Origin of the sequence: Arthrobacter sp. OV608, assembly GCA_900110595.1 — a bacterium.
Classification (GTDB): domain Bacteria; phylum Actinomycetota; class Actinomycetes; order Actinomycetales; family Micrococcaceae; genus Arthrobacter.
Genome location: FOEZ01000013.1, coordinates 45,161 through 68,462, shown reverse-complemented (window position 1 = coordinate 68,462; position 23,302 = coordinate 45,161). Strand labels below are relative to the sequence as shown.

The window sequence follows — 23,302 nt, the reverse complement described above, 5'->3', positions numbered from 1 at the left end:
TCCTACCTCTCGTCTTGCTCCGCTCCGGGAAGTCCGGCTCCGCGGACAATGTCAGTGGCAATGTCGTGCATTCGGCGGTTGCTTGACTTGGCCGCCAGTTGGAGGATCTGCAGGGCGTCTTCACGGCCGCCATGCTGCTGGAGCATGATCAGGGAGACGGCCGCGTCCACCACTGCCCGCGACTTCAGGGCGGCGCGAAGGTGCTCGGGATGGATGTCCGTTCCGTGCAGCCGCAGTGCGATCCTCAGCACGCGGGACATGGCAGCCGCGTGCTGCTCGAGAAGCCCCACCGTCTCCGCGGTGAAGGCGCCCACCGTGCCTGCATAGCAGTTCAATCCGGCATGCGAGAAGGCGTCAGTGGGGATGGGGACGGCCAGCACGGAGCGCACGCCCTCCTGGAGGGCTGCCTCCAGGTAGTCGCTCCAGCGTTCGTCGTTTTCCAGGTCCGCAATCAACACCAGGCGCTGCTGCCGGGCGGCAGTGAGGCATGGTCCGTCGCCGAACGAGTACTGCGTTTCATCCAAGCGGCGGCCCTCTTCGGTGCTGCTGGCAACCGTTGCCGCTCCTCCGTCGCGTTCCACGGTGATGGTACAGGTGACCGTGCCATCGGACCCCAGCAGCGAGGCGGAGATCGTGGCCAGGCCAAGGAGGAACTCGGGGAACCCGGGACTTTCCAGGAGCAAATCCTGCATCCGGTCCAACGTGGTAAGTCTGCTGTCCTGGGCCATGGGCCCTCGATCCATAGGTGTGCCCTGGGCAGTTGCCCCTGGCTGGCGGCCTCCGCTCTCTGCGCGGCGGACCCGATCATTCAACCTCTGGATCTGATGGGTATCCCGAAATCTCCTACTACCGACACTACGCCGGTACCGGACCTATTGATATGCCCGGTCCTTGACCTACTCGTCCGGTTCCGCCTGGCGGCCGGTGCCATCTTCCCGGATCTCCGATGTGGTGGGGGCAGGGCCCGGACCGCCGTCGAAATCGTCAGTGTACGGCGCATGAGGCCGGGGGAGATCGTCGATCAGCTCATTGGCCGCCAGCGCCAGCAGGTCGCGTTGCACGGGCGGCAGCGACAGCAGCCCCTGCAGGTAGGCCTCCACCTCGTATTCGCCGGCGTCTCCGGACATGCCAAAATACTTCAGCCACAGCTCGGATATGGAGATGCCGGCGGCCCTCATGGCCGAACGGAGCCTGCGCCGTTGTTCCGGTTCATTAGGATCGAAACCCATGTGGACGGCCTACGATCCGGATGCCGGCGTCCCGGCCAGGACTCGTGCGCTGACGTCCTGCAATGCTGTGTTTTCGTCGCGGGCATGCCTGATGAGCCACTGCAGGGCTGCTTCGTGGGTCAGGCCCATACGTTCCATCAGCACGCCGCAGGCACGGTTCACCAGGTCGCGGGTGTACAGGGAGGCCTGGAGGCCCTCGGTCATCTTGTGGGGTGCCTCGCTGGCCTGGATGTGCGAGAGCAGCGTGGCGGCCGGCGCTGCAAAAAGTTGCAGCAGGGTGGTGCTGGACTCGTCATATGTATTGGGCAGCGCGGCATACAACTTCAGGGCGCCGATGGTCTCCTTGCCTGCGATGAGGGGAGCGCTGACAACCGAACGCACGGGCAGCCCCGCCACGGCCCTGCGCCAATCCGGCCAGCGGGTTTCCACCCGGATGTCCTGGAGCAGCACCGGCTTTTCCGTTGCCCAGGCGGTCAGGCACGGACCCTCCCCGCGCTCGTACTGCGTGGCGTCGGCCTCGGCCACAATCCGGTCGGTGTACCCGCTGCTGGTGCGGCGTCCGCGGGCATCCATGAGCGACACACCTGCTCCAATGGTGCCCGGTACCGATTCTTTGGCCGCCTGGGCCAAAAGCCGGACGGCCGAATTCACCTTCTCCTCAGTGAGCAGCAGCCCTTGGATGCGAGCGATCACAGTGCTGAGCTCGTCGAGGGGAAGTTGCTGCGCCATAATTCCAGCATAGGGCCAAGGCCTTCCCGCCGTCCCTTGGGCTCGCCTGCGGGTATGTGCATTACGACGGCGGGAGGGCACCCGGGGTGCGCCCGTTCAGGCGAGGTCCTGCAGGTACGGCGCCCGGGGCAGCGGCGGCAGCTCGTCGATGAGTTCATTTGCTGCGTGCGCCAGCAGGTCGCGCTGGCCCGCCGGCAGGGAGAACAGCGACTGGATGTAGGCGTCAACTTCGTATTCACCCACGGTCCCTCCGATGCTGAAGTAGCGGAGCCACAGATCTCCATGCCTGACGCCGGAGCGCTGCAGGGCTTTGCGCAGGAGCCGGCTCTGCTCCTGTTCAAGGCCCATCGAGGAGTCGGGGCGGCTTAATTCATGGTCCGTCATCAGAGGTTCTCTTGGTTCCGGCGAGGATCCCGGTGCTGATGCTAAAGAGTGACTGCCTGCTGGACTTGGAGAGCTCCACGAGTTGCTGAAGGGCTGTGGCCTGGTCAAGGCCGTGCAGGTGCATCAGGAAGCCCTGGGCGCGGTTGATTGTGTCCCGGCTGTCCAGGGCAGAAGCGAGGACTTCGGTGAATCGCTGCGGAGCCTCGGAGCTCTGGATATTGTCCAGGAGAGTGGCTGCAGGCACGGCAAGCTTTTCCAGGGGCCTCGCGCTGGCGGCGTCATAGACGCCCGGCTGGGTTGAATAGATTTTCAGAGCCCCCAGGCATCGTGTGCCTGCCATCAACGGCGAGCTGATGACGGAGCGGATGGAGAGTTCCCGGACCGCCTGCGACCACAAGGGCCAGCGGTCGTCAGTAGCGACGTCGTGAATCACCACACTGCGTTCGGTGGCCCACGCCGTAATGCACGGACCCTCGCCGAGCTCATACTGTGCGGCGTCCGCTTCAAGGACGACCGGGTCAGTGGCTCCCGTGCTGGTCCGCTTGCCGTGTTCGTCCATGAGTGATGCGCCCGCCCCCGAACTTGCCGGGAAAGCGTCGCGGATGCCCTCGGCAAGCCGTTGGACGGCCCGGTCTACTTTCTCCTCGGTCAGGAGGAGGCCCCTGATGCGCGCAAGCGCGAGGGTGAGTTCATCCAAGGGGAGTTGTTGTGGCATGGGAGCGGACCTTCTGCGAAGGACATTGCTGTCTTCGTGGGGTGCCCCCTGCTGGGCCGGGAGCGGAAAGTAATTTTCCCTCCAAGACAAGAATAGACCCTGACGACGCAGTCGCGCGGGGTTCCGGCGCTACGGCTTTCCGGAAGCCCGTCAAATCGATGTAGGCTGGTGGCAGCGTTTGGAAGTGGGCGTCTAAAGGCCGCGTTGGAAACTGCCGCGGTTGAATCCCGACTTCATGGATCTGGAATGGACGCCCTGCCCGATACAGCCTCTCTGCCGGCCACCGCAATTCAGGACGGCATCGTTTCCCGCCTCCAGGACCTCGTCCTGCAGGCCGGCGACGCCCAGGACTTTTTCAAGGAACTCGCCGTTTTCTCGGCTTCTCTCCTCGCCCCGCCAGGAGGAGAGGTACATTGCAACGTGACGGTGGTGCGCCGGAAGCGGCCCGTCTCTGTCGCCTCCAGTACGCCCACAGCACGCATGATGGACGACCTGCAGTACGCCTACGGCGACGGCCCCTGCCTTACGGCCATGCGGACAGGCAAGACCGTGTACGTTGCCGATGTTTCAATGGAGCATCGCTGGCCGCAGTATGCGCAGGCAGTCGCAGCCCAGGGCATCGGTTCAATACTGGGCGTGCCCCTGCAGCTTGAGGGCGATTCCTCAGCCGCTTTGAACATCTACTCCTCGGCAGTGCATGGATTCTCCCCGGAGGACATTGCACGTGCGGAGCTGTTCGGCGAGCAGTCCGCCAAGACGCTGCGGCTCGAACTGCGCCTCGCCCAGTTGCGGGATGCCAAGGAGGATCTGGAGGCCGCGATGAAATCGCGGACCGCCATCGATATTGCTGTCGGCGTGATAATGGCACAAAGCCGCTGCAGCCAGGAATCAGCGATGGCCATCCTGCGGAAGGCGTCCAACAGCCGCAACGTCAAGCTGCGGGACGTGGCAGCAGGCATCATCGAATCAGTTTCGCCCGATTCCGCCCTGCGTACGCATTTCGACGAGTGATCTGAGCGGCTGTCGACGAACGAGCCCTGGCGTTAACCGGTGGCAGGGGATCATGACAGGACCTTACTGAGGGAGCGAGGACGATGCAGTCTTCCAAAACAGCAAAACTGCAAGGAGCCTTCTACATCATCAACGGCTTGTGGCCGCTCGTCCATATGCGCAGCTTCGAGGCCGTGAGCGGACCAAAGGCAGACAAATGGCTGGTGCGCACGGTATCGGGCCTCCTTATCGCCATCGGCCTGGAGCAAGTGCGTGCTACCCCCGGCAGGGAAAGCGCCGCCGTTGCAAGGCGACTCGGCATCGGTGCTGCCTTAACGCTTGCTGCAATTGACTTGTATTACTCCTTGAGTGGGCGCATCAGCAGGGCTTACCTGCTTGATGCCGCCGTCGAAATTATCTGGATCCGGGCTTGGCTGGGCAAGGACTTGCCTGCCGGCATCGCAAAAGTCCCATTGGACAGAAGCGCGGAGAGTGCGTAAATTTTTGAGTGGTAGGCGTCACGTTCGTGGTGACCTGCCCCTCCGGGCCAGGTGCAGGGCCTTCAGGAGTGACCGCTGTAGCACGACGGCGGATTGATGCACACCAGCGAAAGAGAGCCATCATGGCTGCCTCGCATTTCTCACAGTTCCTTGCTGAAGCCACCGTTCCGGAATTCGATACTGACTGCCCCATGTCTGCCGATTGCCTGTATGGGCTCTACGTCAGTTGGTGCCTGCTCAAGGGTTTGGAAGCCAAGCCGGACGTCACCTTCCGGGCAGCCATGCACCGGGAAGGCATCGACCTCCACGACACCAGGCTCCGGATGGTGGGCCCTGCGGCGGCCGATTACATCCTGTCCAGCTACCCGGCCGCGGCCTGACGATGTCCATCAATCCGGAGGGTCCCAAGAACCGCATTGACGGCGTCCTGGCCTTTGGCGGGCAGTTTGTCCACTGTGGCCAGCCCATGCAGAAGACGGGCTCCGAGTTGCGCAGGCTCATTGCGCCGGCCTTCACTGACAAGCCATTCGAGGACGCCTTGGACGTCTACCTGACAACGCAGGTACTGCACTGCCAGTGCGGTTTCCAGATGGAGGTGCCCGAATAGGCGTCCTGCAGGAGGCGGAACGGCTGCAGTGCGGGGTGGCAACCGTTCCGCCTGGTTCATACACAGCAACACCGCCCATGTTTTAGGGGCGGGACATAGGATAGGCGCATGTCGAATTCACCGGACAACGAATCGATCGCACAGCTGCAAGGCATCCTGGTGGGAGCCGAAGACGGGGTGGAGTTCCTGTCGGGGCTTTCAGGGCTGGCGGCAGCGGCGGTTTCCGAAGCAGCAGGCGATGCCATCGAATGCGCAGTCACCGTCAAGCTGAGGCGCAGGCCCACTACCGTTGCAGGCAGCAGTGACCGTGCCGTTGGGCTCGACCATATTGAGCAGGCCGTCGGCGATGGCCCCTGCATGAGGGCCCTGAGGGAAATGTCACCGGTGATTATCGACGACGTCGCCTCGGACTCCCGCTGGCCCGAGCTCACCAGAAGGTTTGCGGAGGCGGGCATCTACAGTTCACTGGGCGTGCCTTTGGAAATCAGCAGCGAAGCCAGCGCTGCACTGAACTTTTTCGCAACCAGGCCGGGCGTCTTCACTCCGAATGTTTACGACAAGGCCGTGGGCTTTGGCGCCGCTGCGCACAGCACCCTGCATCTGTCCGTCCGGATCAAAACTGCCGAAAACCGGGCGGAAGATCTTGAGGCGGCCATGGAACACAGGACGGCCATCAACTTGGCCTGCGGGGTCATCATGGCCCAGAACCGGTGTTCACAATCAGAAGCAATGGAAATCCTGACCAAGGTCTCCAGCAACCGCAACCGCAAGTTGCGGGACGTGGCTACAGAACTGGTTGAGCAGCTGCAGGGCACCAGCGTCCAGACTCACTTCGACGCTTAGCTCCCTCTCAGGCGCCGGCGGAGAAACCAAGGCGCGGCACGCCGTCGGCCGCCCTCCCGGCGATGGCGTCCGAGCAGGCGCGAAACAAAAATCGTTGACAGGTGCTGTGTCCGCGACTTATCGTACAACCAAATGGTTGTAGATCAGCTCCGCGAAACCGAACTTGACCGCCTCTTCCAGGCGTTCGCCGACTCCACCCGCCGCGACATTGTTCGCCGGGTGACTGCCGGCGAATACTCGGTCTCCGGCCTCGCGGGCCTTTACGCCATGAGCTTCGCCGCCGTCCAGAAGCACGTGGCGGTGTTGGAGCGCGCCTCCCTGGTCACCAAGGAGAGGCGCGGAAGGGAGCAGATCGTGCGGGGAAACCACCAAGGGCTGCAGAAGGCCCGCCGGCTGCTCGATGACTATGAGGCGATCTGGCGGCAGCGCGTAAGCCGGATCGCCGACATTCTGGCTGAAGGATAGGGAAAGGGTTCTGCAATGTCGGTTATCAGTTCCACCAAGAATCTTGAGGCGCTCAGCTTCATTCTGGTCGCCGAGTTCGACGCCGGAGTCGAACGCGTCTGGCAGCTCTGGGAAGACCCGCGCCAGCTGGAGCGCTGGTGGGGCCCGCCCACCTGGCCAGCCACCTTTGAGCAGTTTGATTTCGAATCCGGCGGCAAAGCCGTGTACTACATGACCGGGCCGGAAGGTGAAAAGGCCGGTGGCTGGTGGCGGTTCACAGCCATCGAGGCTCCCCGCAAGCTGGAGTTTGACGACGGTTTCGCGGACGAAAACGGCGCTCCGGTGGAGTCCATGGGCACCACGCACGCCACGGTCACGCTCGAGGATGCGGGCGGACGGACCAGGATGACCATCGTTTCCACCTTCGAATCGGAGGAGCAGATGGAACAGATGGTCCAGATGGGCATGGAGGAAGGCATGCGGGAAGCCGTCGGCCAGATCGACGCCCTCCTCGCCGAACACGCGAACGCGTGACCGGCTGAGCCTCCCGGCACCCAATGAAAGCGTACGACGGCGGGACCTCCCGCCGTCGTACGCTTTCCGTTGTTTGCCGTAGGCGCCTTGCATTGAAGCGGGCGGAAACCTTCTGAATACTGGAAGGAAGCATCATTTCGACGTGAGGCGGTGGCAGCAATGAGCGGCGGTGCGGGGGATTTCCGGAAGCGCCTGGAGCGCGCCGCTGAAGTCCGGTCCTACCGTGGAGCCGGCATCAGCGCCGAGGAGGAAGCCGCGCTTGACGCCCTTGATGCGCAGGAGCGGGAGAAGCGCAAGAAGGTCAGCGACGCCGCCCGGGCTGAGTACCTGGTCCGGGACGCGATGGCGCAGGGCAAGTTCGACAACCTCAAGTATGCGGGCAAGCCGATCCCGGGGCTGGGGGAGCGGTACGACCCCGACTGGTGGGTCAAGGGCCTTATCCAGCGGGAAAACATCAGTGGCCTGGGCCCGGCTGCCATCCTGCTCCGGACCGAGGACGCGGAGCTGGACGCCAAGCTCGACGCGCAGTACACCGAGCAGCAGGTGCGGGATATCCTGGCGGACTTCAACCGCCGCGTCATCGACGCCCGGCGTCAACTCCAGGGCGGCCCACCCGTGGTCACCAGGACCCGGGATGTGGAGGAGGAGGTTTCCCGGTGGCGGGAGCGCCGTACCGCCCGGATTACTGATGCTCCGCTGCCGGAGCCGGAACCTGCGCGTTCGTGGTGGCAGCGGCTCTGGAAGGGCTCGGCCGGCTAGGGCGGCGTGGTCCGGGCTGCCCTGGCCTCGAAGAGCTCGCAGAGTGCGTTGTAGTACCTGTTGGTCTGGCCCAGGTGGGTCATCCCGATACGCTGGCAGACTCTCTGCGATGCCGCGTTGGCAGGGGCCGTCACTGCCACCACCCTGTCCAGTCCCCCTCCCAGGGCGTAGGTGAGGACTGCGGCAGCAGCTTCCGTCGCGTAACCGTGACCCCAGCAGTCGGGGTGGAAGTGCCAGCCGATCTCGGTATCGCCGGAGGGCTGAAGCGGCAGTGTTTCGCCCGACGCCGGGATGGACTTCAGGAGCAGGGTTCCGGCCAGGGGTGGGGTGCTTTTGGATTGAAGTGGCTCTTTCAGCTGGGCGGCCTTTTTTAGCTGAACTGCCTCTTTCAATTGAACTGCCCAGGCGCCGTGGAGCGAATGGTCCATGGTCCGCCACACGCGGATCCGCTCCTCGGCCTCGGCGAATTCCCGCATCACCTGCGGATGGTTGCCGATGAAGCGCTGCACCTCCCACCGGGAGTAGAGGTCCAGCACGAACCCGGCGTCCTCCGGCTCCCACGGGCGCAGGATCAGCCGCTTGGTTTCCAGGCTTTTCACCCCGCCCATCCTGCCACTTTGCCGGGCTCTTGCGGAGGGGTTGGGTTATCCACATAGGGCTGGTGGTTCCGTGCCGTTGGCCGGGGCTGCTGGAAGACTTTGTTTATGGAAGCGATCACGACGGCGGGGCAGCGGGAGGCGGTTGGCCGCCCTGGGCCTGTGGTTGCGGATGTCCTGCGGACTTTGTCTTTGGTCCGTCCCGCTGCTGACAGGCAAAGAATGATTGACCAGATGCGGGAGCTGGAGGACGTGAAGTCCGCGGCTGCGGCCAAGCAGGCGAGGATCGCTGTGGCCTTCGACCTGGCTGCCCGGCGGGAACAGACTGCCGCGGGTGTCCCTGCGGATGAGGTCGGTGTTGGGGTGGGCGCGGAAGTCGCCTTGGCGCGTCGGGAGTCACCTTCCCGTGGCGCCCGGTTGCTGGGTTTGGGGAAAGCCCTGGTCGAGATGCCCCACACGTTCGCGGCGCTGGAGTCCGGGCAGTTGAACGAGTGGCGGGCCACCCTGGTGGTGAAGGAAACAGCCTGCCTGTCGGTTGAGGACCGGGCCGCGGTAGACGAGGAACTCGCAGTGGACACCGGGTCCTTTGCCGGGTATGGGGACCGGGCCGTCGTCGCCGCAGTCCGGGCTGCGGCGTACCGGCGGGACCCGCAATCGGTCGCCAGACGGGCCAGCCATGCTGTGAATGAGCGGACCGTGACTCTGCGTCCGGCGCCGGACACGATGACCCGCCTGACCGCCCTTCTCCCGGTCGCCCAAGGCGTGGCCGCGTACGCGGCACTGGCCCGCCTTGCTGACACCCTGAAATCTTCCGGTGATGAGCGTTCAAAGGGCAACATCATGGCTGACCAACTCGTGGAATCCGTGACCGGCACCCCCGGCGGGATCAGCGGTGTCGAGATCCAGCTCGTCATGACCGACCGCACCCTCTTCCAAGGCGACAGCGAACCGGCCCGCCTGGCCGGCTACGGCATCATTCCCGGCGAATTGGCCCGAAAGGCCATCCGTGGCGAGCTTCTGGCAGACGCGGAGCCCACCGGTGGTGAAGCGACTGGCCAAGCAGCGGGCCTGGGACCAGATGGTTCTCTAAACGCGGAACCGGAAAGCTCCGCACTCAAGGTGTGGCTCCGCCGGCTCTACACCACGCCCACCAGCGGTGAGCTGGTCGCGATGGACTCCAAAGCCCGGCTCTTCCCGCCAGGACTCCGCCGGTTCATCCAGGTACGGGACGACACCTGCCGCACCCCCTACTGCGACGCGCCCATCCGCCACCTGGACCACATCATCCCCTGGCACAATGACGGGCCAACCACCAGCACCAACGGCCAAGGCCTCTGCGAAACCTGCAACCACACCAAAGAAACACCAGGCTGGGCCGCAAAGACAATCACCCGGCCAGGTCAAAGGCATTCAGTCGAAACAAGGACACCCACAGGCCACACCTACCGCTCGACCGCGCCGCTGCTCCCCGGTAGCGCCTTGGCGATGGCAGTGAAGGCTTCCGTTCCAGTGAAGCCCATTGTTCGGGAGGAGCCCCTCCCGTCGGTGAAACCCCTCGTTCAGGTGAAGCCCCCCGGGTCGGCGAAGCCCTCTGCCCAGTTACTTGAACGAGGCATGAACAGGCACTCCACTCCTGAAAAGCGGGTCGCAGCCCACAGCCCCTGATCGACGGGCTTCGCCTTGCCTGTTCTTTGCCGGATTCCCTTGCCTGCGGGCGGTCGTCAGCGGCCCGGAGTGGGCGGCGGAGGATTTGATCCGATCATGGCCGGAGGAGGCGGCGGGAATGGTGCGGCCGGGTAGAGCGGAGCCACGTTCACCATGTAGTTGGCCCATTGCGGCCCTGCGATCATGAAACCGTCAAGCCGGGGGTAGAAGGTCCCGTTGATGGTGACGTTCTGGCCGGACCGTTTCTGTCCTTCCAGTGCGTCCCCGAAGAAGGAAGCGGTTGCGAGCCCCGAGGTGTAACCCACCACCCAGGTGGACCCATTGTTGTTCGACGTTCCCGTCTTGGCAGCCGTAGGAACCTTGTCGTGCACCTTGGGGTTGATCCAGACGCCCGAACCCTTCTTCAGCACGTCCTGCAGGACGTTGTTGACGCCGCGTGCCACGTCCGGCTTTACCGCGTTCCGGCACTCCGTGGACTGGGCCGGCAACTTGCCGCCGTTGGCGTCGGTAATTTCCAGCAGGGCGATGGGGTTGCAGTACCGGCCGTCGTTGGCAAAGGTGGCAAAGGCATTAGCCATATGCAGGGGAGCAACTCCGGTGGCGCCCAGCAGGTTGCCAAGCTGATGCATGTTGATGGGCGAGCCGTCCAGGCCGCTGTGGAGTCCCACTGCGTCCACCATCTTCTGGATCCCGCAGAAGTCCAGTTGCGTAGCCGAGGCAAAAGTAGCCGTGTTGATGGAGTTGTACAGGCCGTAGTTCACGGGCATCTTCCGGTAGAAGCCTTCTTCCGCATTTTGCAGGTCATCGGCGGCGCCGAGTTCAGGATTGTTCTGCGCAGTACTGTAGGCACCGAGCACCTTTCCGCAGGAGGACCGCCACGGGAATCCCAGGGGATAGACCCGGCGGGAGGCGTCCACCTCGGCAGTGATGGTCTTGCCCTCGTTCAACCATTCAGCGAACGTAAACGGCTTCATGGTGGACCCGGTCTGGAACCCTCCGGCGCCGTTCAGGTCGTTGCCTTGGGGGTCCTTTGCGTCCACATTGAAATTCAACTGGGTGTCGAACTTGCCCGGTTCGGGCAGGAAAACCGTGTTTTGTGCCATCGCCAGGATCTTGCCGGTCCCGGGCTGGATGGTTACCAGAGCTGCGCCCCAGCGGTCGGGGTTGGGTCCCGCTGTTCCATCCACCTGCGCCTGGGCGGCGGCCTGCAGCCTGCTGTCCAGGGTAGTGGTGATGGTCAAGCCGCCCCGGTAGAGCTTCCGCTCACGCTCAGTCTGGTTGGGCCCGAACGCCGGGTTGTTCAGGATCAGGTGCGAGATGTAATCGCAGAAATACGGTGCCATGGACGCATTGGCACAACCCTGCCGCTGCGGACTGACCTTGAGCTCGATGGGTGCGGCAACAGCGTCATCATGCTCTTGCTGATTGATTTTCCCCAGCCGGAGCATTTCCCCGAGCACTTGGTTCCGGCGGGTCAGCGAGTTCTCGGGGTTGATGGTTGGGTTGTAGAACGTGGGGCTGTTCACGAGCCCGGCCAGGAGCGCAGACTGTGGAAGGTTCAGGTCCTTTGCCGTAGTGCTGAAGAAGTACCGGGCCGCAGCTTCCACGCCGTAGGCGTCGCTGTTGAAAAACACGATGTTCAGGTAGCCCTCAAGGATCTGGTCCTTGGTGTACTTCTTCTCCAGCGCTATGGCCAGTTTCATCTCCCGCAGTTTGTCGCCGATGTCCTTCTGGCCGCTGAGGATCACCTCGTCGGGCCTGTCCTGGGACAGCCGCGCTTCATTGACCACGTTCGTGACGTACTGCTGCGTGATGGTGGACGCGCCCTGTTGGTCCCCCTTGGTCAGATTGGCCACCACCGCACGAAGGACCCCTTGCGGGTCAATGCCGGCGTGGTCATAGAAGCGGCTGTCTTCGATGGCAATGACGGCGTTCTTGATGTAGGGCGACATCTGGTCCAGCGGGATTCGGACGCGGTTCTCCGCATAAAAGGTTGCTATCGGCTGGCCATCGGACGTGAGGACCCTCGTTGATTGCGACGGCGGCTGGACCGTGAGTTCCTCGGGCAGGCTGTCGAAAAACCCGATCGAGGTGCTCACTCCGAAGCCGGCTGCTGCCACTGCAGGTACCACCAGGCTGGCCGCCAGCACGCCGCACATAATGCTCGCCGCGAAAAATCCCAGGATCCTTCCCAGGGTAGAACCGCTGCGACGCCTGCGCTTCTTTTTCTTCGCCATTTTCCAGCCCTCGAGCTTGAAGAGTGCCACAAGACTACGTCGCCTCCAGCGGGCAATCCAGAGGATCACAGGTCATGATTTGGTGAATTCTTCTATTGACTCGGCGATAGTTAGCGACATATCGTTAACTATCGCCGAAGGATCGGCGACGACCAAGAAGACAATGTGGAATGAAAGGAAGATGCCACCATGAAAGGCACTTCAGAAGAGAATTTTCCCGGCCAGCAGCACGTCAGGGGCAGGTTTGAACGCGGGCGTGGAAGGCGCGGACCGCACGGGCACAGGGGCGGAGGTTTCGGCCCCGGCTTCGGTCCGGGATTCGGCCCCGGCTTTGGCGGTGCCCCCGGACCAGGTTTTGGCCCCGGCTTCGGGCCCGGTTTCGGCCGCGGCCCGCGCAGGGCGAGCAGGGGCGATGTCCGCTCAGCCATCCTCTCGCTCCTGGCCGAAGCGCCCTCGAATGGTTACGGGCTGATCAAGGCCATTGCCGAAAAGACGGACGGTGCCTGGCGGCCAAGTCCCGGATCCATCTACCCCACTTTGCAGCAACTGGTGGATGAGGAGCTCATCACGCCCCTCAGTGAAGGCCGAGGCACTGAGTTCTCACTCACGGATGCTGGAAGGGCCTGGGTGGAGGAACACGCTGAGGAGCTGGAGAACGCGTGGAACGCCGGACCTGAGAGTCCCGATCGGGACTTCCACCAGAGCATCGGGAAGCTGATGGCCGCTATCCACCAGTTCCGCAGCGGCGTCACCCAGGAACAGCGGACGGCTGCGATCGAGAAGTTGGACGAGACCCGGCGCGCGCTCTACAAGATCCTGGCTGACTAGCAGGCCGAAGAGATGAGCAGGGCTCAGGCGAAGGAATCTTCCTTGGCCGGCCGCGGTGGCAGGTTTTCGCCGGCTACAGAAGAAGATTCATTCGGAGAGTGCGTTGCGGCCGCGGCGTGTGGAAGGCCGTGGTTCAGCGGACGGAAGCCGCCGCCGATTTCCCCGAAGGCATAGGCGCTCTCAGCGTGCTCGGCCAGGTCCACTCCTGCAGTCTCTGCCTCGCGGCTTACCCTGAACCCGATGGTCTTGTTGATGGCGCCGCCAATCACCAAGGTGCCGATGCCTGAGAGCAGCAGCGTGATGACCACTGCCACGGTCTGCGCAATGAGCTGCTGGACGCCGCCGCCGTAGAAGAGCCCGCCGCCCTTGCCGTCCACCGGCAGGGCGATGAAGCCAAGTGCCAGGGTGCCGATGAGGCCGGCGCCCAGGTGGACGCCCACCACGTCGAGGGAATCATCCAGGCCAAACCGGTACTTGAGATCTACGAAGACAGCGCAGGCGGCTCCGGCCACGAGGCCCAGGCCGATAGCGGCCACCGGGCTGATGTTGGCGCAGGAAGGGGTGATGGCAACCAGGCCGGCCACCACACCGGACGCCGCACCCAGCGAGGTGGGGTGCCCGTGGCGGATCTTTTCGGTCACCAGCCAGCTGAGCATGGCCGCAGCGGGCGTCACCAGGGTGTTGATCCAGATCAGGCCGGCCTGTTCCGCTGAAGTTGCGGCGCCGCCGTTGAAGCCGAACCAGCCGAACCAGAGGATGGCGGCTCCGAGCATGATGAAGGGGATGTTGTGCGGGCGGTGGTTGGGGTCTTTCGCAAAGCCGTGGCGCTGCCCAACGATCACCGCAAGGACTAGGGCTGCCGTGCCCGAGCTGATTTCCACCACTGCGCCGCCGGCAAAGTCGATGACCTGGCCAAAAACAGCGGTGACGGCACCGCCGGCGCTCATCAGGCCGCCGCCCCAGATCATATAGGCGAGGGGGCAGTACACCGCCGTGATCCAGATGGGTACAAACAGGGCCCAGGCGCCGAACTTGGCACGGTCGGCAATGGCGCCGCTGATCAGAGCCACGGTGATGATCGCGAAGGTGGCACTGTACCCGGCCTTGATCAGGTCCGGGGAGCCCATCAGGTTCTGGAGCCCGAAGTTGGCGAAGGGATTGCCAAAGATGCCGAGCACGCCGTCGCCTGTGGTCATGGAGTAGCCCCACAGAACCCAAATCACGCCGACGATCCCGGCTGAAATGAAGCTCATCATGATCATGTTCAGGGCCGCCTTGGCCCGCGTCATGCCACCGTAAAAGAGGCCAAGCCCGGGCGTCATCAGCAGTACCATCGCGGCCGAAATCATCAGCCAGACATGTTGGGCAGAAATCTCCACCTGAAGGTCCCTTCGCGTTAGCGCCTCGAAACGGGGCGCTCTTGCAGGCCCTCGCGTTTCCCCCGCAGTCCATCTTTCGTGTTTCGTGTTTCAGGAAATGCGCTTGAAAGTTGCGCGCGCGTTACAGAAATGGCTCCGGTGTGAAGTCCCCGTGTCGGGAATGTTTCGGCAATGTAAACAGGGTCCATCAGCCAACGCATGCGATGGAACCTTACCGGCCGGAACTCCATGCGGGCCGCGGTGGGCCGGGGGCGGAAGGTGAGATACCGCCGTCGTACGTAAAATTCGGCAAGATTACGCGGCCATGAACGGAACTTCACCGCTCCAAGGCGGCAATTTCCATCCTTAAGCACGACGACGGCGTGCCGCAGGGCGATCTGCGGCGCGCCGTCGTGATCCAGACTCAGCCGTGGAGGCTTAGCCGGACAGGTGGGCTAAAAGATCAGAACTGGCGGGCGTTGGCCAGCACCGGAAGTTTAGTGCGGACGTCGTCCACAATCGAGGGGTCGATGTCGACGACGGCGAGCTCCGGCTTCCCGCCCAGCGCAGCCACCGCCGAGCCCAGGGGAGTGATGACGGCACTGTGGCCAATGCCGGTCGGAGCTGCGCCCGCCGGGCCGGCTCCAATGGTTTCGGGGTCACCCTGGCCGCAGGCCACCACGAACGTGGTGCTGTCCAGCGCACGTGCCCGCACCAGAAGGTCCCATTGTTCGGCCTTGCCTTCGCCCGCTCCCCAGGAGGCGCAGACGATGTTCACCTGTGCCCCCGCACGCGCATTGGCCGTGAACAAGGCAGGGAACCGGACGTCGTAACAGGTGGCCAGGCCGAACACCGTGCCGCCGACTTCAAAAGTCACCGGCTCCGTTCCCGCGTCCACGGTCTTCGACTCGGTGAAGCCGAACGCGTCGAAGAGGTGCACTTTGTCGTAGGAGGTGTCCAGGCCGGGGCCGGTGACCAGCAGGGTGTTGCGGACGCGGCCGTCCTTACCGGGAGTGAACATTCCCGCGACAATGGCAATACCCAGTTCGTTGGCCAGAGCCCGCACCTTCTCGGCCCAGGGCCCATCCAGCGGTTCCGCGACGTCCCGCAAGGAATGGCCAAATGCCCGCATGGCAGCCTCGGGGAACACCACCAGCTCCGCGCCGGCGGCCTTGGCCTGCGTGGCGTTCTCGCGGATCAGCTCCAGGTTGGCCTCAAGGTCGGCACTGCTGATGATCTGCGCGACTGCTAGACGCATGGATGGCTCCGTTCTTGAGGTGGCATGGCTGCACCTCTGGCGAAACGATACCGCCAGAGGTGCATTGGAACAGATCCGGCCTTTACTGCTTGTAGCCCTCGACTTCGCTGACGGGCCGCGCTTCGGCATCGTTGGGGTTTTCCCCGGACTCGGCCTTGGCCCGGCGCTGGCGGAGGAGGTCCCAGCACTGGTCCAGCCTTTCCTCAACCTGCCTGAGCCTCGCCTGGTCCGGTGCATGGCCGTCGCCGGATCCCTCGCGGAGGGTGTGTTCCTCCTCCACCAGGGCCTGGATGCGGGCCAAAAGATCCTCGTCGTTCATGTCTACCCCTTCCGCAGGAACGTTTCCCCCAGCGTACGCCTGTACCATCAAATCCATGCCCACTGTGCTTGATATGGCAGGTCCGATCCTGGAAATGCTCACCTGGTTGTGCCTGCCCGTCGGGCTGGGTCTTCTCTTCTACACGGGCTTCCTGCGCCGCTTCGTGCACCCCTGGGATGTGGCCGAAGCCGTGGTCTATTCGGACAACACCGGCGTGGGCTTCCGCTGGTTCGACCGCAAATACCAGGTGCACCACGCGCCGATGTCGCCGCACGACATCAGGGACATGGCGGTGGGGGACACGCTCCCCATCTACTACCACCCCAAACGGCCCACTCAGTGGCAGACCACGGAGCCGGAAGAGGCCGGCAAAACAGCCTCAGTGCTGGGCCGCTGCCTGACTGCGATCGGTGCCGTGGCGCTGCTTGCAGGTTTCGTCCTGCCCATGTTTTAGGGTTCCCTGCCTCTATCCGGCGAGGACTACGGCGATGCCCAGGCCGCCCAGGGCAAACCCGGCAAAAGCGGTCCACAGCACTGCGGTGATGTCGGCGTCGAGCTTTTCCCTTGAAAGGCCGCGGGACCTTGTGCTGTACCGGCGGCGCTGCGTGACGTAGATGGCCAGCGCCGCCGCTGCCGAGACGGCGAACAGCAGAAGGATGGGCAGGCCGTGCCGGGGGAGCCAGCGCAGGAAGATGGCGCTGACCGTCACCAGTGCCAGTACTGTCCTGCCCCACGCCAGTGTGGTCCGCTCCGGTTGCAGGCCGGGGTCGCCGTGGCTGCCGGCAGAGTGGGACGAGTCCACAGGTTCAGCGCCAGAGGATAAAGATGAGGACGACGGCGGCTGCCACCGCCCCGGCCCCGGCCAGCAGCGGCACAATGAGCGGCAAGGGCAGGGGGGCCTTGTTGCGCATGCTGCGCTCCACCCGCAGCCACCGTACGGCAGAGCCTGCGCTCAGCAGCATCCCCAGCAGGAGCAGCACCACCGCCAGCCCTTTCCGGACGGGCTCCAGGAAAAGGTCGGACGTAAAAGCCTCGATGGCGATGCCGCCGGCCAGCAGCGCCAATGACGTCCGGATCCACGCCAGGAACGTCCGCTCGTTGGCAAGGGTGAACCGCGGGTCCGGTTCCTCACCGCCGGGCAGGAGCCGCTCAGCGATTTTCCCGCGCGACGGCGGGGTCCCGGCGTTGGCGGGCTGGTCGCTGTTGGTCACGGTGCCAGTCTAGCCACCGACCTGCAGGCTACGCGGTGCGCAGCTGCACCGCCTTCGACGCCAGGTGCTCGCCGATGGGCAGTGCCGCGGTGGCCGCGGGTGAGGGTGCATTCAGGACGTGGATCATCCGGGGCGTCTCGGCCAGGAGGAAGTCGTGGATGAGGGTGCCGTCTCGGCGGACCGCCTGCGCCCGGATTCCTGCTTCGTACGGCAGCAGGTCGGCCTTGGTGAGGCCGGGCGCATATTTCCGGCATTCCTGCAGGTAGCTGCCCTTGAACAAGGAGTTCCGGACCTCCCGGACCGCCGTAGCGGCATTGGCGCGGGCCACGTGCCAGAGGCCGGGAAACGTCAGGTACCGGCCCACGTCCCTGAAGTTCACGGAAAATTTGGGGTATCCCTCCCGGGACAGACCCAGCACCGCGTTGGGCCCCACGGTGATGGTGCCGGCCACTGTGGGCGTGAGGTGCACGCCGAGGAAGGGCAGGGCGGGATCCGGGACCGGATAGATCAGGTGCCGGACGTAGGTGGATTTATCTGCCGGAAGCTCAAAGTACTCGCCCCGGAAGGGGATGATCTGAACGTCGATGTCCATGCCCGCCAGCTCCGCGAGCCGATCCGACTGCAGCCCGGCGCACACCACGAGCTTGCCGCAGCTGTAGAGGTTTGCCCGGGTGGCCACCTCAACCTTGTCCGCATGCTCGGTGATGGCGGTGACCCTGGCGCCGGTGATGACCTGTCCGCCCGCGGCGGTGATGAGTCCGGCCAGCTTCCGGGCCACCTCTGTGTAGTCAACAATCCCCGTGCTGGGTATGAACAATGCCGCGAGCCCGGACACGTTCGGCTCCCTTCGGCGCAGCTCCGCCTGGTCCACGCGCTCGCAGTCCAGGCCGTGGATGCCGGCCCGCTCTTCCAGCTGGCCCAGCCGTGCCTCTTCCAGCGCAGTGGTGGCGACGAGCAGCTTGCCCGGCTCCTGGAAGGGGATGCGGTGCTGCCGGCAGAACTCCTTTGTCTGTTGCGCGCCGGCTTTGCTGAAGCGGGCTTTGAGGCTGTCCGGGGCGTAGTAGATGCCGGAGTGGATGACCCCGCTGTTGTGGCCGGTCTGGTGTGCGGCGAGCGTGTCCGCGGCCTCCAGCAGGATCAGCGACGCTCCGGGCTCCTTGATCAGCAGTTGGTAGGCCGTTGCCAGCCCCACAATTCCGCCGCCAATAATGCAGTAGTCCGCATGATCCACAGGTCAGCCCGTCTGCCAAAGTCCACCGGCCGCCAAGGGACCGCTTGTCCCTGCGATTCTGCAGCACCACGGGCACACCGGCCAGCGTAAGGAGTACTCGATTAACGCCGTGCTCCCCATAAGAACCTGGGCTGGAAGGCGGCCCAGGCCGCCGACACCCTCCTGATCCGTTAGCCGCCGGCCGCGCCACCGCCGTCCACCCCTTGAGAAAGCAGCCTGCCCACCCGGATCCCGGGTATGCTAAGCATGCTTACTGAAGTTGGGGAACCTTCTGCACACCGCAGCCGTTACGCTTATAGTGCGGCTTTGGGGGCTTAGCGCCCTCATTACAGCGTGACTGCGGAACGGTCATATGACGGAAAGAGAGAAATATGGCCCGCGCCGTTTTAGGCTTTATCCCATGATCCGGCTACGTCAGCTGGCCCAGGCGGCCTCCGTGCTTACCACCCCTTTGGCGCCGGAGGACATCCTCGCGCTGTTCAACCCGGTCTACTCTGCGCGGCAGCTTCGCGGCGTTGTTACCCGGGTGGTCCAGGAGACCGCGCAGTCAGCCACCATCTTCTTCCGGCCCGGCCGCGGCTGGCACTCGCACCTTGCAGGCCAATGGGCGCGCATCGGCGTCGAGCTCGACGGCGTCCGCCACTGGCGGTCCTACTCGCTCAGCGCCCCCGCAGGCAAGGACCCCGCCATCACTGTCACCGACGTAGGTGCTGTCTCCGGCACGCTGGTCCGCACCACGCGGCCGGGAGACGTCCTCTTCCTGGCCCCGCCGCAGGGCGACTTCGTGCTCCCTGAGCACCCCCGGCCCCTGCTGATGGTCACGGCCGGCAGCGGCATCACCCCGGTGATGTCCATGATCCGTACGCTCGTTCCGCGGCGTCCGGATGCCGACGTCGTCCTGGTCCACTCGGCGCGCACCCCCGGCGACAGCCTCTTCCGCGAGGAACTCGCCGAGCTCGCCGACCAGTTTCCCAACTTCCGCCTGGCCCACTGGTACACCGGCGAACAGGGCCGCATGGACCTGAGCAACACGGACCAGCTGGACGAGATCTGCCCCGACTGGAAGGAACGGGCGGCGTATGCCTGCGGTCCGGACAGCTTCCTGGACGACGCCGAAGCCCTGTGGAACCGGGCAGCGCTGACCACGGCGGCGCCCGGCTCGGACGTGGCAGTGGCCGGCAGCGCCGGCAACCTGATGATCGAACGCTTCAACACCACTTTCGCCGGGGGTGTGGGGTACGACGGCGGCCTGGTCACCTTCGAAGCCTCGGACCGGGAAGTGCAGGCCGACGGCGACACCCCCATCCTGGACATCGGCGAGGACGCCGGGGTGCTGATGCCCAGCGGCTGCCGCATGGGTATCTGCCACAGCTGCCTCACCCCACTCCTGTCCGGGCAGGTGCGCGACCTCCGCACCGGGGAAGTCCACGGCGAACCCGGCCAACTGATCCAAACGTGTGTCTCGGCAGCCGCCGGACCCGTCAACCTCGAAATCTGAGGAGCACCACGGTATGTCTGTAATTTCACCCAGCAAGGCCACATCCACCGGCGGCTCCGCCGGGAACTCACGCACGCGCCCGGGAAAGCTTGCCGAATCCGGCAGCCCCACGGTGCGCCCGCCCGCGGCTGCCCACCTCAGTGACGAGCAGGTGGCCGAACTCGGGCGCGAACTTGATGCGATCCGTGACGAAATCCTCGCCAAGCGTGGCGCGGAAGACGCCGCCTACATCCGCCGCGTGATCAAAATCCAGCGCGGCCTGGAAATTTCCGGCCGGGCCGCCCTGCTGGTCAGCAAGAACAAGGCCGCGTGGGTCACCGGAACCACCTTGCTGAGCCTGGCCAAGATTCTCGAAAACATGGAGATCGGGCACAACGTCCTGCACGGCCAGTGGGACTGGATGCGGGACCCGGACATCCACTCCACCACCTGGGAGTGGGACTTTGTCACACCGTCGCGCTCCTGGCAGCACACCCACAATGACCTCCACCACCGCTGGACCAACGTGGTGGGCAAGGACAACGACGTCGGATACAACCTCCTGCGCATGGACGAGAACCAGCCGTGGAAGCCGATGAACCTCGGCAACCCGCTGTACAACGCCATTCTCGCTCCTCTGTTCGAGTGGGGCATCGCCATCTACGACCTTGAACTCACGGAGTTCAAGGAAGGCACTAAGTCCAAAGAAGCGTTGCTGAAGGACCTCAAGGCCCTCGGCAAGAAGGTTGTCACCCAGTTCACCAAGGACTACGCCGCAACCCCGGCAGTGGCCATGCTGACAGGCTCCGGCAAGCAGGCGCTCTACGGAACCTTGACCGCCAACGCGGTGCGGAACGTCTGGGCCCACGCTGTCATCTTCTGCGGCCACTTCCCCGAAGGCACTGACACCTTCACGGAGGAAATGGCAGAAGGCGAAACCCGCGGCGACTGGTACATCCGCCAGATGATCGGCTCCGCCAACATCTCCGGGTCGAAATTCATGCACATCATGACAGGCAACCTGTCGCACCAGATCGAACACCACCTGTTCCCGGACCTGCCCTCCAACCGGTACGCAGAGGTGGCGCCCAAGGTCCGTGAAATCTGCCAGCGCTACGGCCTGAAGTACACCACCGGACCGCTGCTGAAGCAGGTCGGATCCACATGGGGCAAAATCTTCAAACTGGCCCTCCCGGGCAAGGCTGCGCGGGCTTAGCCCTCACCTGAAGCACTGACTGCACCTCCGGATCCGGTAAACCCGGGACCGGAGGTGCAGTCTTTTCTGTCCCGGATCAGACGCTCTCTCACTTAACGCCCCTTTTCCACGAACGCTCTCTCACTTTCCGCAGTCCACCGCGCATAATTGATCCCACCAGCCGCCGCGGCCTTTGGAGGAATCATGCGGATTCTCGGAGCACTCATCGTCATCTGGCTGATCATCGGCGGCGTTGCTGCCTGGCAGCGCGGCTACTTCGGGGCAGCACCGGGGAACTGCGCCCAGGCCGGCACCATTGCCATCACCATTGTGGCGGGCCCGCTGAACTACATGGGTGCCAACCCTCAAATTTCATGTGAGTTGCCGCAACCTTCCAAGTAGCGCGCACGGCGGACAACCTTGGAGCAGGAGCTGTGCCCCTAGAGTGGGAACTGCGGGGGCAAGCGAGCTTTGCCGCCCGCTCCGATCCCACAGTCTCGAAAGGACCGCCGCGATGGCTTTCATCACCGTTGGAACCGAAAACAGCACTGACACCGAGCTTTACTACGAGGACCACGGCTCGGGCCAGCCCGTTGTGCTGATCCACGGCTACCCCCTTGACGGCGCCTCCTGGGAGAAGCAGGCCACCGCCCTGCTGGAGGCCGGCTACCGCGTGATCACCTATGACCGCCGGGGCTTCGGCAAGTCAAGCAAGACCACTGAGGGATACGACTACGACACCTTCGCCGCGGACCTCAACACCCTACTGACTTCTCTGGACCTGAACGACGCCGTGCTGGTGGGCTTCTCCATGGGCACCGGCGAAGTGGCCCGCTACATCGGCAATTACGGATCCGCCCGGGTAGCGAAGGCAGCCTTCCTGGGTTCCCTGGAACCATTCCTGCTGAAGACCGATGACAACCCCGACGGTGTTCCCCAGGAAGTCTTTGACGGACTCAAGGAAGCTGTCTCGGCAGACCGCTACGCCTTCTTCACCGAGTTCTTCAAGAACTTCTACAACAGCGACACGTTCCTTGGTACGCCCCGCCTCAGCCAGGAGGCCGTCAACGCCAGCTGGAACACCGCCTCCAATGCCGGGGCCACTGCATCCGTCGCAGCCCAGGCTACCTGGATCACGGACTTCCGCGGGGACATCCCGAAAATCGACGTCCCGGCACTGATCCTCCACGGCACCGCGGACAACATCCTTCCCATCGATTCCACCGGACGGCTGTTCGCCAAGGCCCTGCCGGCCGCCGAGTACGTGGAGATCGAGGGCGCTCCGCACGGGCTGCTCCTGACCCACGCTGCGGAGGTCAATGAAGCACTGCTGCGCTTCCTCTCCAAGTAGCACCGCTTAGCGCCGGAACTTCCGGGGACGGCGGGAGCCGCCGTCACCGGAAGTGAGCGCGCCTTGGGGGAAGGGCGACGTTAAGTGATGGAGCGTTGGGTGAAAGGCGACGTTAAGTGAGCGAGCGTTGGGGTTTACCAGCGCGGGCCGCCGCCGCCTCCGCCAGGCCCTGGGCCGCGGTGTATTCGCCCGCGTTGACTGTGCCCTGCTCTGCGGCGCGTTCCACTGAGCCTTCCCCGAGCCCTGCACTGGTGCAGGAGCCACAGCCGTCGATGTTGTGGACAGTGGTGCGACGCCGGCGCTGTAGCGGGGGCTGCGGCCGTCCACCACCACGAAGACCAGGGCCTTTACGGAGTTTGTTCTGCTGAGGAGTCATGCCTCATTTCCAGGCAGGCAAACTAGCAGAGGGATTTGCCCGGTATGTGTGGAACCTGTGAAGCGGGAGCGGCCGGCACAGGGGCAGGACAAAGCTGTACGGCCAGGTCCTTCAGTTCTTTCGGGTGGAAGGGCTTGGTGAGGTACGCGGCGGCGCCTGATGCCATGCCGGCCAGGACGTCGTCGTTCTCAGACCTGGCCGTGAGGAACAGCAGGGGAGCCTTGCTCAGGGCGCGCACGGCACGGGCCACCACGTGCCCGTCCATGTCCGGCAGGCCCAAATCCAGGGTGACCAGCGAGACGGCGGGGTCAGCTGCAGCGGCGATGCCCTCGGCACCGGTGGCCACGGCCCTGACCTCGAATCCGGCGCGTTTCAGGACGACAGTAATCAGTCCGCGGATATCGTCGTTATCTTCAACGACCAGGCAGACGCGATTATTTTCCATTGGAGCCCCCCGGCAAAAGTT

The 23,302-nt window shown here is 64.3% G+C and carries 29 protein-coding genes; 15 read left to right on the top strand and 14 right to left on the bottom strand.

The window, feature by feature from the left end; translation table 11 throughout:
* Positions 1-2 precede the first annotated feature (2 nt).
* From BMX78_RS16340 to BMX78_RS16320, 5 genes are all read right to left on the bottom strand, one after another.
* The gene (locus tag BMX78_RS16340; RefSeq protein ID WP_091421510.1) at positions 3-728 is read right to left on the bottom strand and encodes a GAF and ANTAR domain-containing protein; all 726 of its coding nucleotides are present in this window, start codon (positions 726-728) and stop codon (positions 3-5) included.
* Between the two features lie 168 nt (positions 729-896).
* Positions 897-1,229 carry a hypothetical protein gene (locus BMX78_RS16335; protein WP_091421508.1) on the bottom strand — a complete coding sequence of 111 codons (333 nt, stop codon included), beginning with the start codon at positions 1,227-1,229 and terminating at the stop codon, positions 897-899.
* Between the two features lie 9 nt (positions 1,230-1,238).
* A complete protein-coding gene (locus tag BMX78_RS16330; protein WP_170850845.1) occupies positions 1,239-1,958 on the bottom strand; it encodes a GAF and ANTAR domain-containing protein in 720 nt (239 codons plus the stop codon).
* 96 nt (positions 1,959-2,054) lie between these two features.
* Complete coding sequence (locus BMX78_RS16325) at positions 2,055-2,342, bottom strand: hypothetical protein (RefSeq protein WP_255470647.1); 288 nt, start codon at positions 2,340-2,342, stop codon at positions 2,055-2,057.
* Complete coding sequence (locus BMX78_RS16320) at positions 2,329-3,057, bottom strand: GAF and ANTAR domain-containing protein (RefSeq protein ID WP_091421504.1); 729 nt, start codon at positions 3,055-3,057, stop codon at positions 2,329-2,331. The genes BMX78_RS16325 and BMX78_RS16320 overlap by 14 nt, the downstream gene beginning before the upstream one ends.
* A gap of 246 nt (positions 3,058-3,303) precedes the next feature.
* On the opposite strand from BMX78_RS16320, the gene BMX78_RS16315 reads away from it, so the two are divergent.
* From BMX78_RS16315 to BMX78_RS16280, 8 genes are all read left to right on the top strand, one after another.
* Positions 3,304-4,068: a GAF and ANTAR domain-containing protein gene (locus BMX78_RS16315; protein WP_091421501.1), complete on the top strand. Its 765-nt coding sequence runs from the start codon at positions 3,304-3,306 to the stop codon at positions 4,066-4,068.
* Between the two features lie 83 nt (positions 4,069-4,151).
* Positions 4,152-4,547 carry a hypothetical protein gene (locus tag BMX78_RS16310; RefSeq protein WP_091421499.1) on the top strand — a complete coding sequence of 132 codons (396 nt, stop codon included), beginning with the start codon at positions 4,152-4,154 and terminating at the stop codon, positions 4,545-4,547.
* A gap of 122 nt (positions 4,548-4,669) precedes the next feature.
* Positions 4,670-4,927 carry a hypothetical protein gene (locus BMX78_RS16305; protein ID WP_091421497.1) on the top strand — a complete coding sequence of 86 codons (258 nt, stop codon included), beginning with the start codon at positions 4,670-4,672 and terminating at the stop codon, positions 4,925-4,927.
* A gap of 2 nt (positions 4,928-4,929) precedes the next feature.
* A complete protein-coding gene (locus tag BMX78_RS16300) occupies positions 4,930-5,154 on the top strand; it encodes a hypothetical protein (RefSeq protein ID WP_091421495.1) in 225 nt (74 codons plus the stop codon).
* A 108-nt stretch (positions 5,155-5,262) separates the two neighbouring features.
* On the top strand, positions 5,263-5,997 hold the full coding sequence (locus BMX78_RS16295; protein ID WP_091421492.1) for a GAF and ANTAR domain-containing protein: 735 nt from the start codon (positions 5,263-5,265) through the stop codon (positions 5,995-5,997).
* A 132-nt stretch (positions 5,998-6,129) separates the two neighbouring features.
* Complete coding sequence (locus BMX78_RS16290; RefSeq protein ID WP_091421490.1) at positions 6,130-6,462, top strand: ArsR/SmtB family transcription factor; 333 nt, start codon at positions 6,130-6,132, stop codon at positions 6,460-6,462.
* Between the two features lie 15 nt (positions 6,463-6,477).
* A complete protein-coding gene (locus BMX78_RS16285; RefSeq protein WP_091421487.1) occupies positions 6,478-6,975 on the top strand; it encodes an SRPBCC family protein in 498 nt (165 codons plus the stop codon).
* Between the two features lie 159 nt (positions 6,976-7,134).
* Complete coding sequence (locus BMX78_RS16280) at positions 7,135-7,734, top strand: DnaJ family domain-containing protein (RefSeq protein WP_091421482.1); 600 nt, start codon at positions 7,135-7,137, stop codon at positions 7,732-7,734.
* Here BMX78_RS16280 and BMX78_RS16275 read toward each other — a convergent pair.
* A complete protein-coding gene (locus BMX78_RS16275) occupies positions 7,731-8,342 on the bottom strand; it encodes a GNAT family N-acetyltransferase (protein WP_170850844.1) in 612 nt (203 codons plus the stop codon). The genes BMX78_RS16280 and BMX78_RS16275 overlap by 4 nt on opposite strands.
* A gap of 96 nt (positions 8,343-8,438) precedes the next feature.
* Here BMX78_RS16275 and BMX78_RS16270 point away from each other — a divergent pair, with 96 nt between their 5' ends.
* Positions 8,439-9,995, top strand: coding sequence for an HNH endonuclease (locus BMX78_RS16270; protein WP_502686302.1), 1,557 nt, complete (start codon positions 8,439-8,441; stop codon positions 9,993-9,995).
* Between the two features lie 56 nt (positions 9,996-10,051).
* On the opposite strand, the gene BMX78_RS16265 is transcribed toward BMX78_RS16270, so the two are convergent.
* The gene (locus tag BMX78_RS16265) at positions 10,052-12,232 is read right to left on the bottom strand and encodes a transglycosylase domain-containing protein (protein ID WP_091421663.1); all 2,181 of its coding nucleotides are present in this window, start codon (positions 12,230-12,232) and stop codon (positions 10,052-10,054) included.
* Between the two features lie 189 nt (positions 12,233-12,421).
* On the opposite strand from BMX78_RS16265, the gene BMX78_RS16260 reads away from it, so the two are divergent.
* Positions 12,422-13,060 carry a PadR family transcriptional regulator gene (locus BMX78_RS16260; RefSeq protein WP_091421471.1) on the top strand — a complete coding sequence of 213 codons (639 nt, stop codon included), beginning with the start codon at positions 12,422-12,424 and terminating at the stop codon, positions 13,058-13,060.
* Positions 13,061-13,083: 23 nt separating this feature from the next.
* Here BMX78_RS16260 and BMX78_RS16255 read toward each other — a convergent pair whose 3' ends face one another.
* The 3 genes from BMX78_RS16255 to BMX78_RS16245 all read right to left on the bottom strand — a co-directional run bounded on the left by BMX78_RS16255 (position 13,084) and on the right by BMX78_RS16245 (position 15,995).
* A complete protein-coding gene (locus BMX78_RS16255) occupies positions 13,084-14,439 on the bottom strand; it encodes an ammonium transporter (RefSeq protein ID WP_091421469.1) in 1,356 nt (451 codons plus the stop codon).
* Positions 14,440-14,881: 442 nt separating this feature from the next.
* Positions 14,882-15,676 carry a carbon-nitrogen hydrolase family protein gene (locus BMX78_RS16250; protein ID WP_091421467.1) on the bottom strand — a complete coding sequence of 265 codons (795 nt, stop codon included), beginning with the start codon at positions 15,674-15,676 and terminating at the stop codon, positions 14,882-14,884.
* An 82-nt stretch (positions 15,677-15,758) separates the two neighbouring features.
* On the bottom strand, positions 15,759-15,995 hold the full coding sequence (locus tag BMX78_RS16245; protein WP_091421465.1) for a DUF2630 family protein: 237 nt from the start codon (positions 15,993-15,995) through the stop codon (positions 15,759-15,761).
* A 55-nt stretch (positions 15,996-16,050) separates the two neighbouring features.
* On the opposite strand from BMX78_RS16245, the gene BMX78_RS16240 reads away from it, so the two are divergent.
* On the top strand, positions 16,051-16,449 hold the full coding sequence (locus BMX78_RS16240; RefSeq protein WP_091421660.1) for a hypothetical protein: 399 nt from the start codon (positions 16,051-16,053) through the stop codon (positions 16,447-16,449).
* A 12-nt stretch (positions 16,450-16,461) separates the two neighbouring features.
* On the opposite strand, the gene BMX78_RS16235 is transcribed toward BMX78_RS16240, so the two are convergent.
* From BMX78_RS16235 to lhgD, 3 genes are read right to left on the bottom strand one after another with little or no spacing between them, the layout of a single operon-like run.
* Positions 16,462-16,797: a DUF202 domain-containing protein gene (locus tag BMX78_RS16235; protein WP_091421461.1), complete on the bottom strand. Its 336-nt coding sequence runs from the start codon at positions 16,795-16,797 to the stop codon at positions 16,462-16,464.
* Positions 16,798-16,801: 4 nt separating this feature from the next.
* The gene (locus BMX78_RS16230) at positions 16,802-17,206 is read right to left on the bottom strand and encodes a YidH family protein (protein WP_091421459.1); all 405 of its coding nucleotides are present in this window, start codon (positions 17,204-17,206) and stop codon (positions 16,802-16,804) included.
* A 28-nt stretch (positions 17,207-17,234) separates the two neighbouring features.
* On the bottom strand, positions 17,235-18,437 hold the full coding sequence (gene lhgD, locus BMX78_RS16225; protein ID WP_091421456.1) for an L-2-hydroxyglutarate dehydrogenase: 1,203 nt from the start codon (positions 18,435-18,437) through the stop codon (positions 17,235-17,237).
* Positions 18,438-18,837: 400 nt separating this feature from the next.
* Between lhgD and BMX78_RS16220 the strand changes: the two genes are divergently transcribed.
* The 4 genes from BMX78_RS16220 to BMX78_RS16205 all read left to right on the top strand — a co-directional run bounded on the left by BMX78_RS16220 (position 18,838) and on the right by BMX78_RS16205 (position 22,460).
* The gene (locus BMX78_RS16220; protein ID WP_091421454.1) at positions 18,838-19,935 is read left to right on the top strand and encodes a ferredoxin reductase; all 1,098 of its coding nucleotides are present in this window, start codon (positions 18,838-18,840) and stop codon (positions 19,933-19,935) included.
* Positions 19,936-19,948: 13 nt separating this feature from the next.
* The gene (locus BMX78_RS16215; protein ID WP_091421441.1) at positions 19,949-21,130 is read left to right on the top strand and encodes a fatty acid desaturase family protein; all 1,182 of its coding nucleotides are present in this window, start codon (positions 19,949-19,951) and stop codon (positions 21,128-21,130) included.
* A 183-nt stretch (positions 21,131-21,313) separates the two neighbouring features.
* Positions 21,314-21,511 carry a hypothetical protein gene (locus BMX78_RS16210; RefSeq protein ID WP_091421438.1) on the top strand — a complete coding sequence of 66 codons (198 nt, stop codon included), beginning with the start codon at positions 21,314-21,316 and terminating at the stop codon, positions 21,509-21,511.
* A 112-nt stretch (positions 21,512-21,623) separates the two neighbouring features.
* On the top strand, positions 21,624-22,460 hold the full coding sequence (locus tag BMX78_RS16205) for an alpha/beta fold hydrolase (RefSeq protein ID WP_091421437.1): 837 nt from the start codon (positions 21,624-21,626) through the stop codon (positions 22,458-22,460).
* Between the two features lie 398 nt (positions 22,461-22,858).
* Here the strand turns inward: BMX78_RS16205 and BMX78_RS16200 are convergent, their stop codons facing one another.
* Positions 22,859-23,281, bottom strand: coding sequence for a response regulator transcription factor (locus tag BMX78_RS16200; protein WP_091421434.1), 423 nt, complete (start codon positions 23,279-23,281; stop codon positions 22,859-22,861).
* Positions 23,282-23,302: the final 21 nt, after the last annotated feature.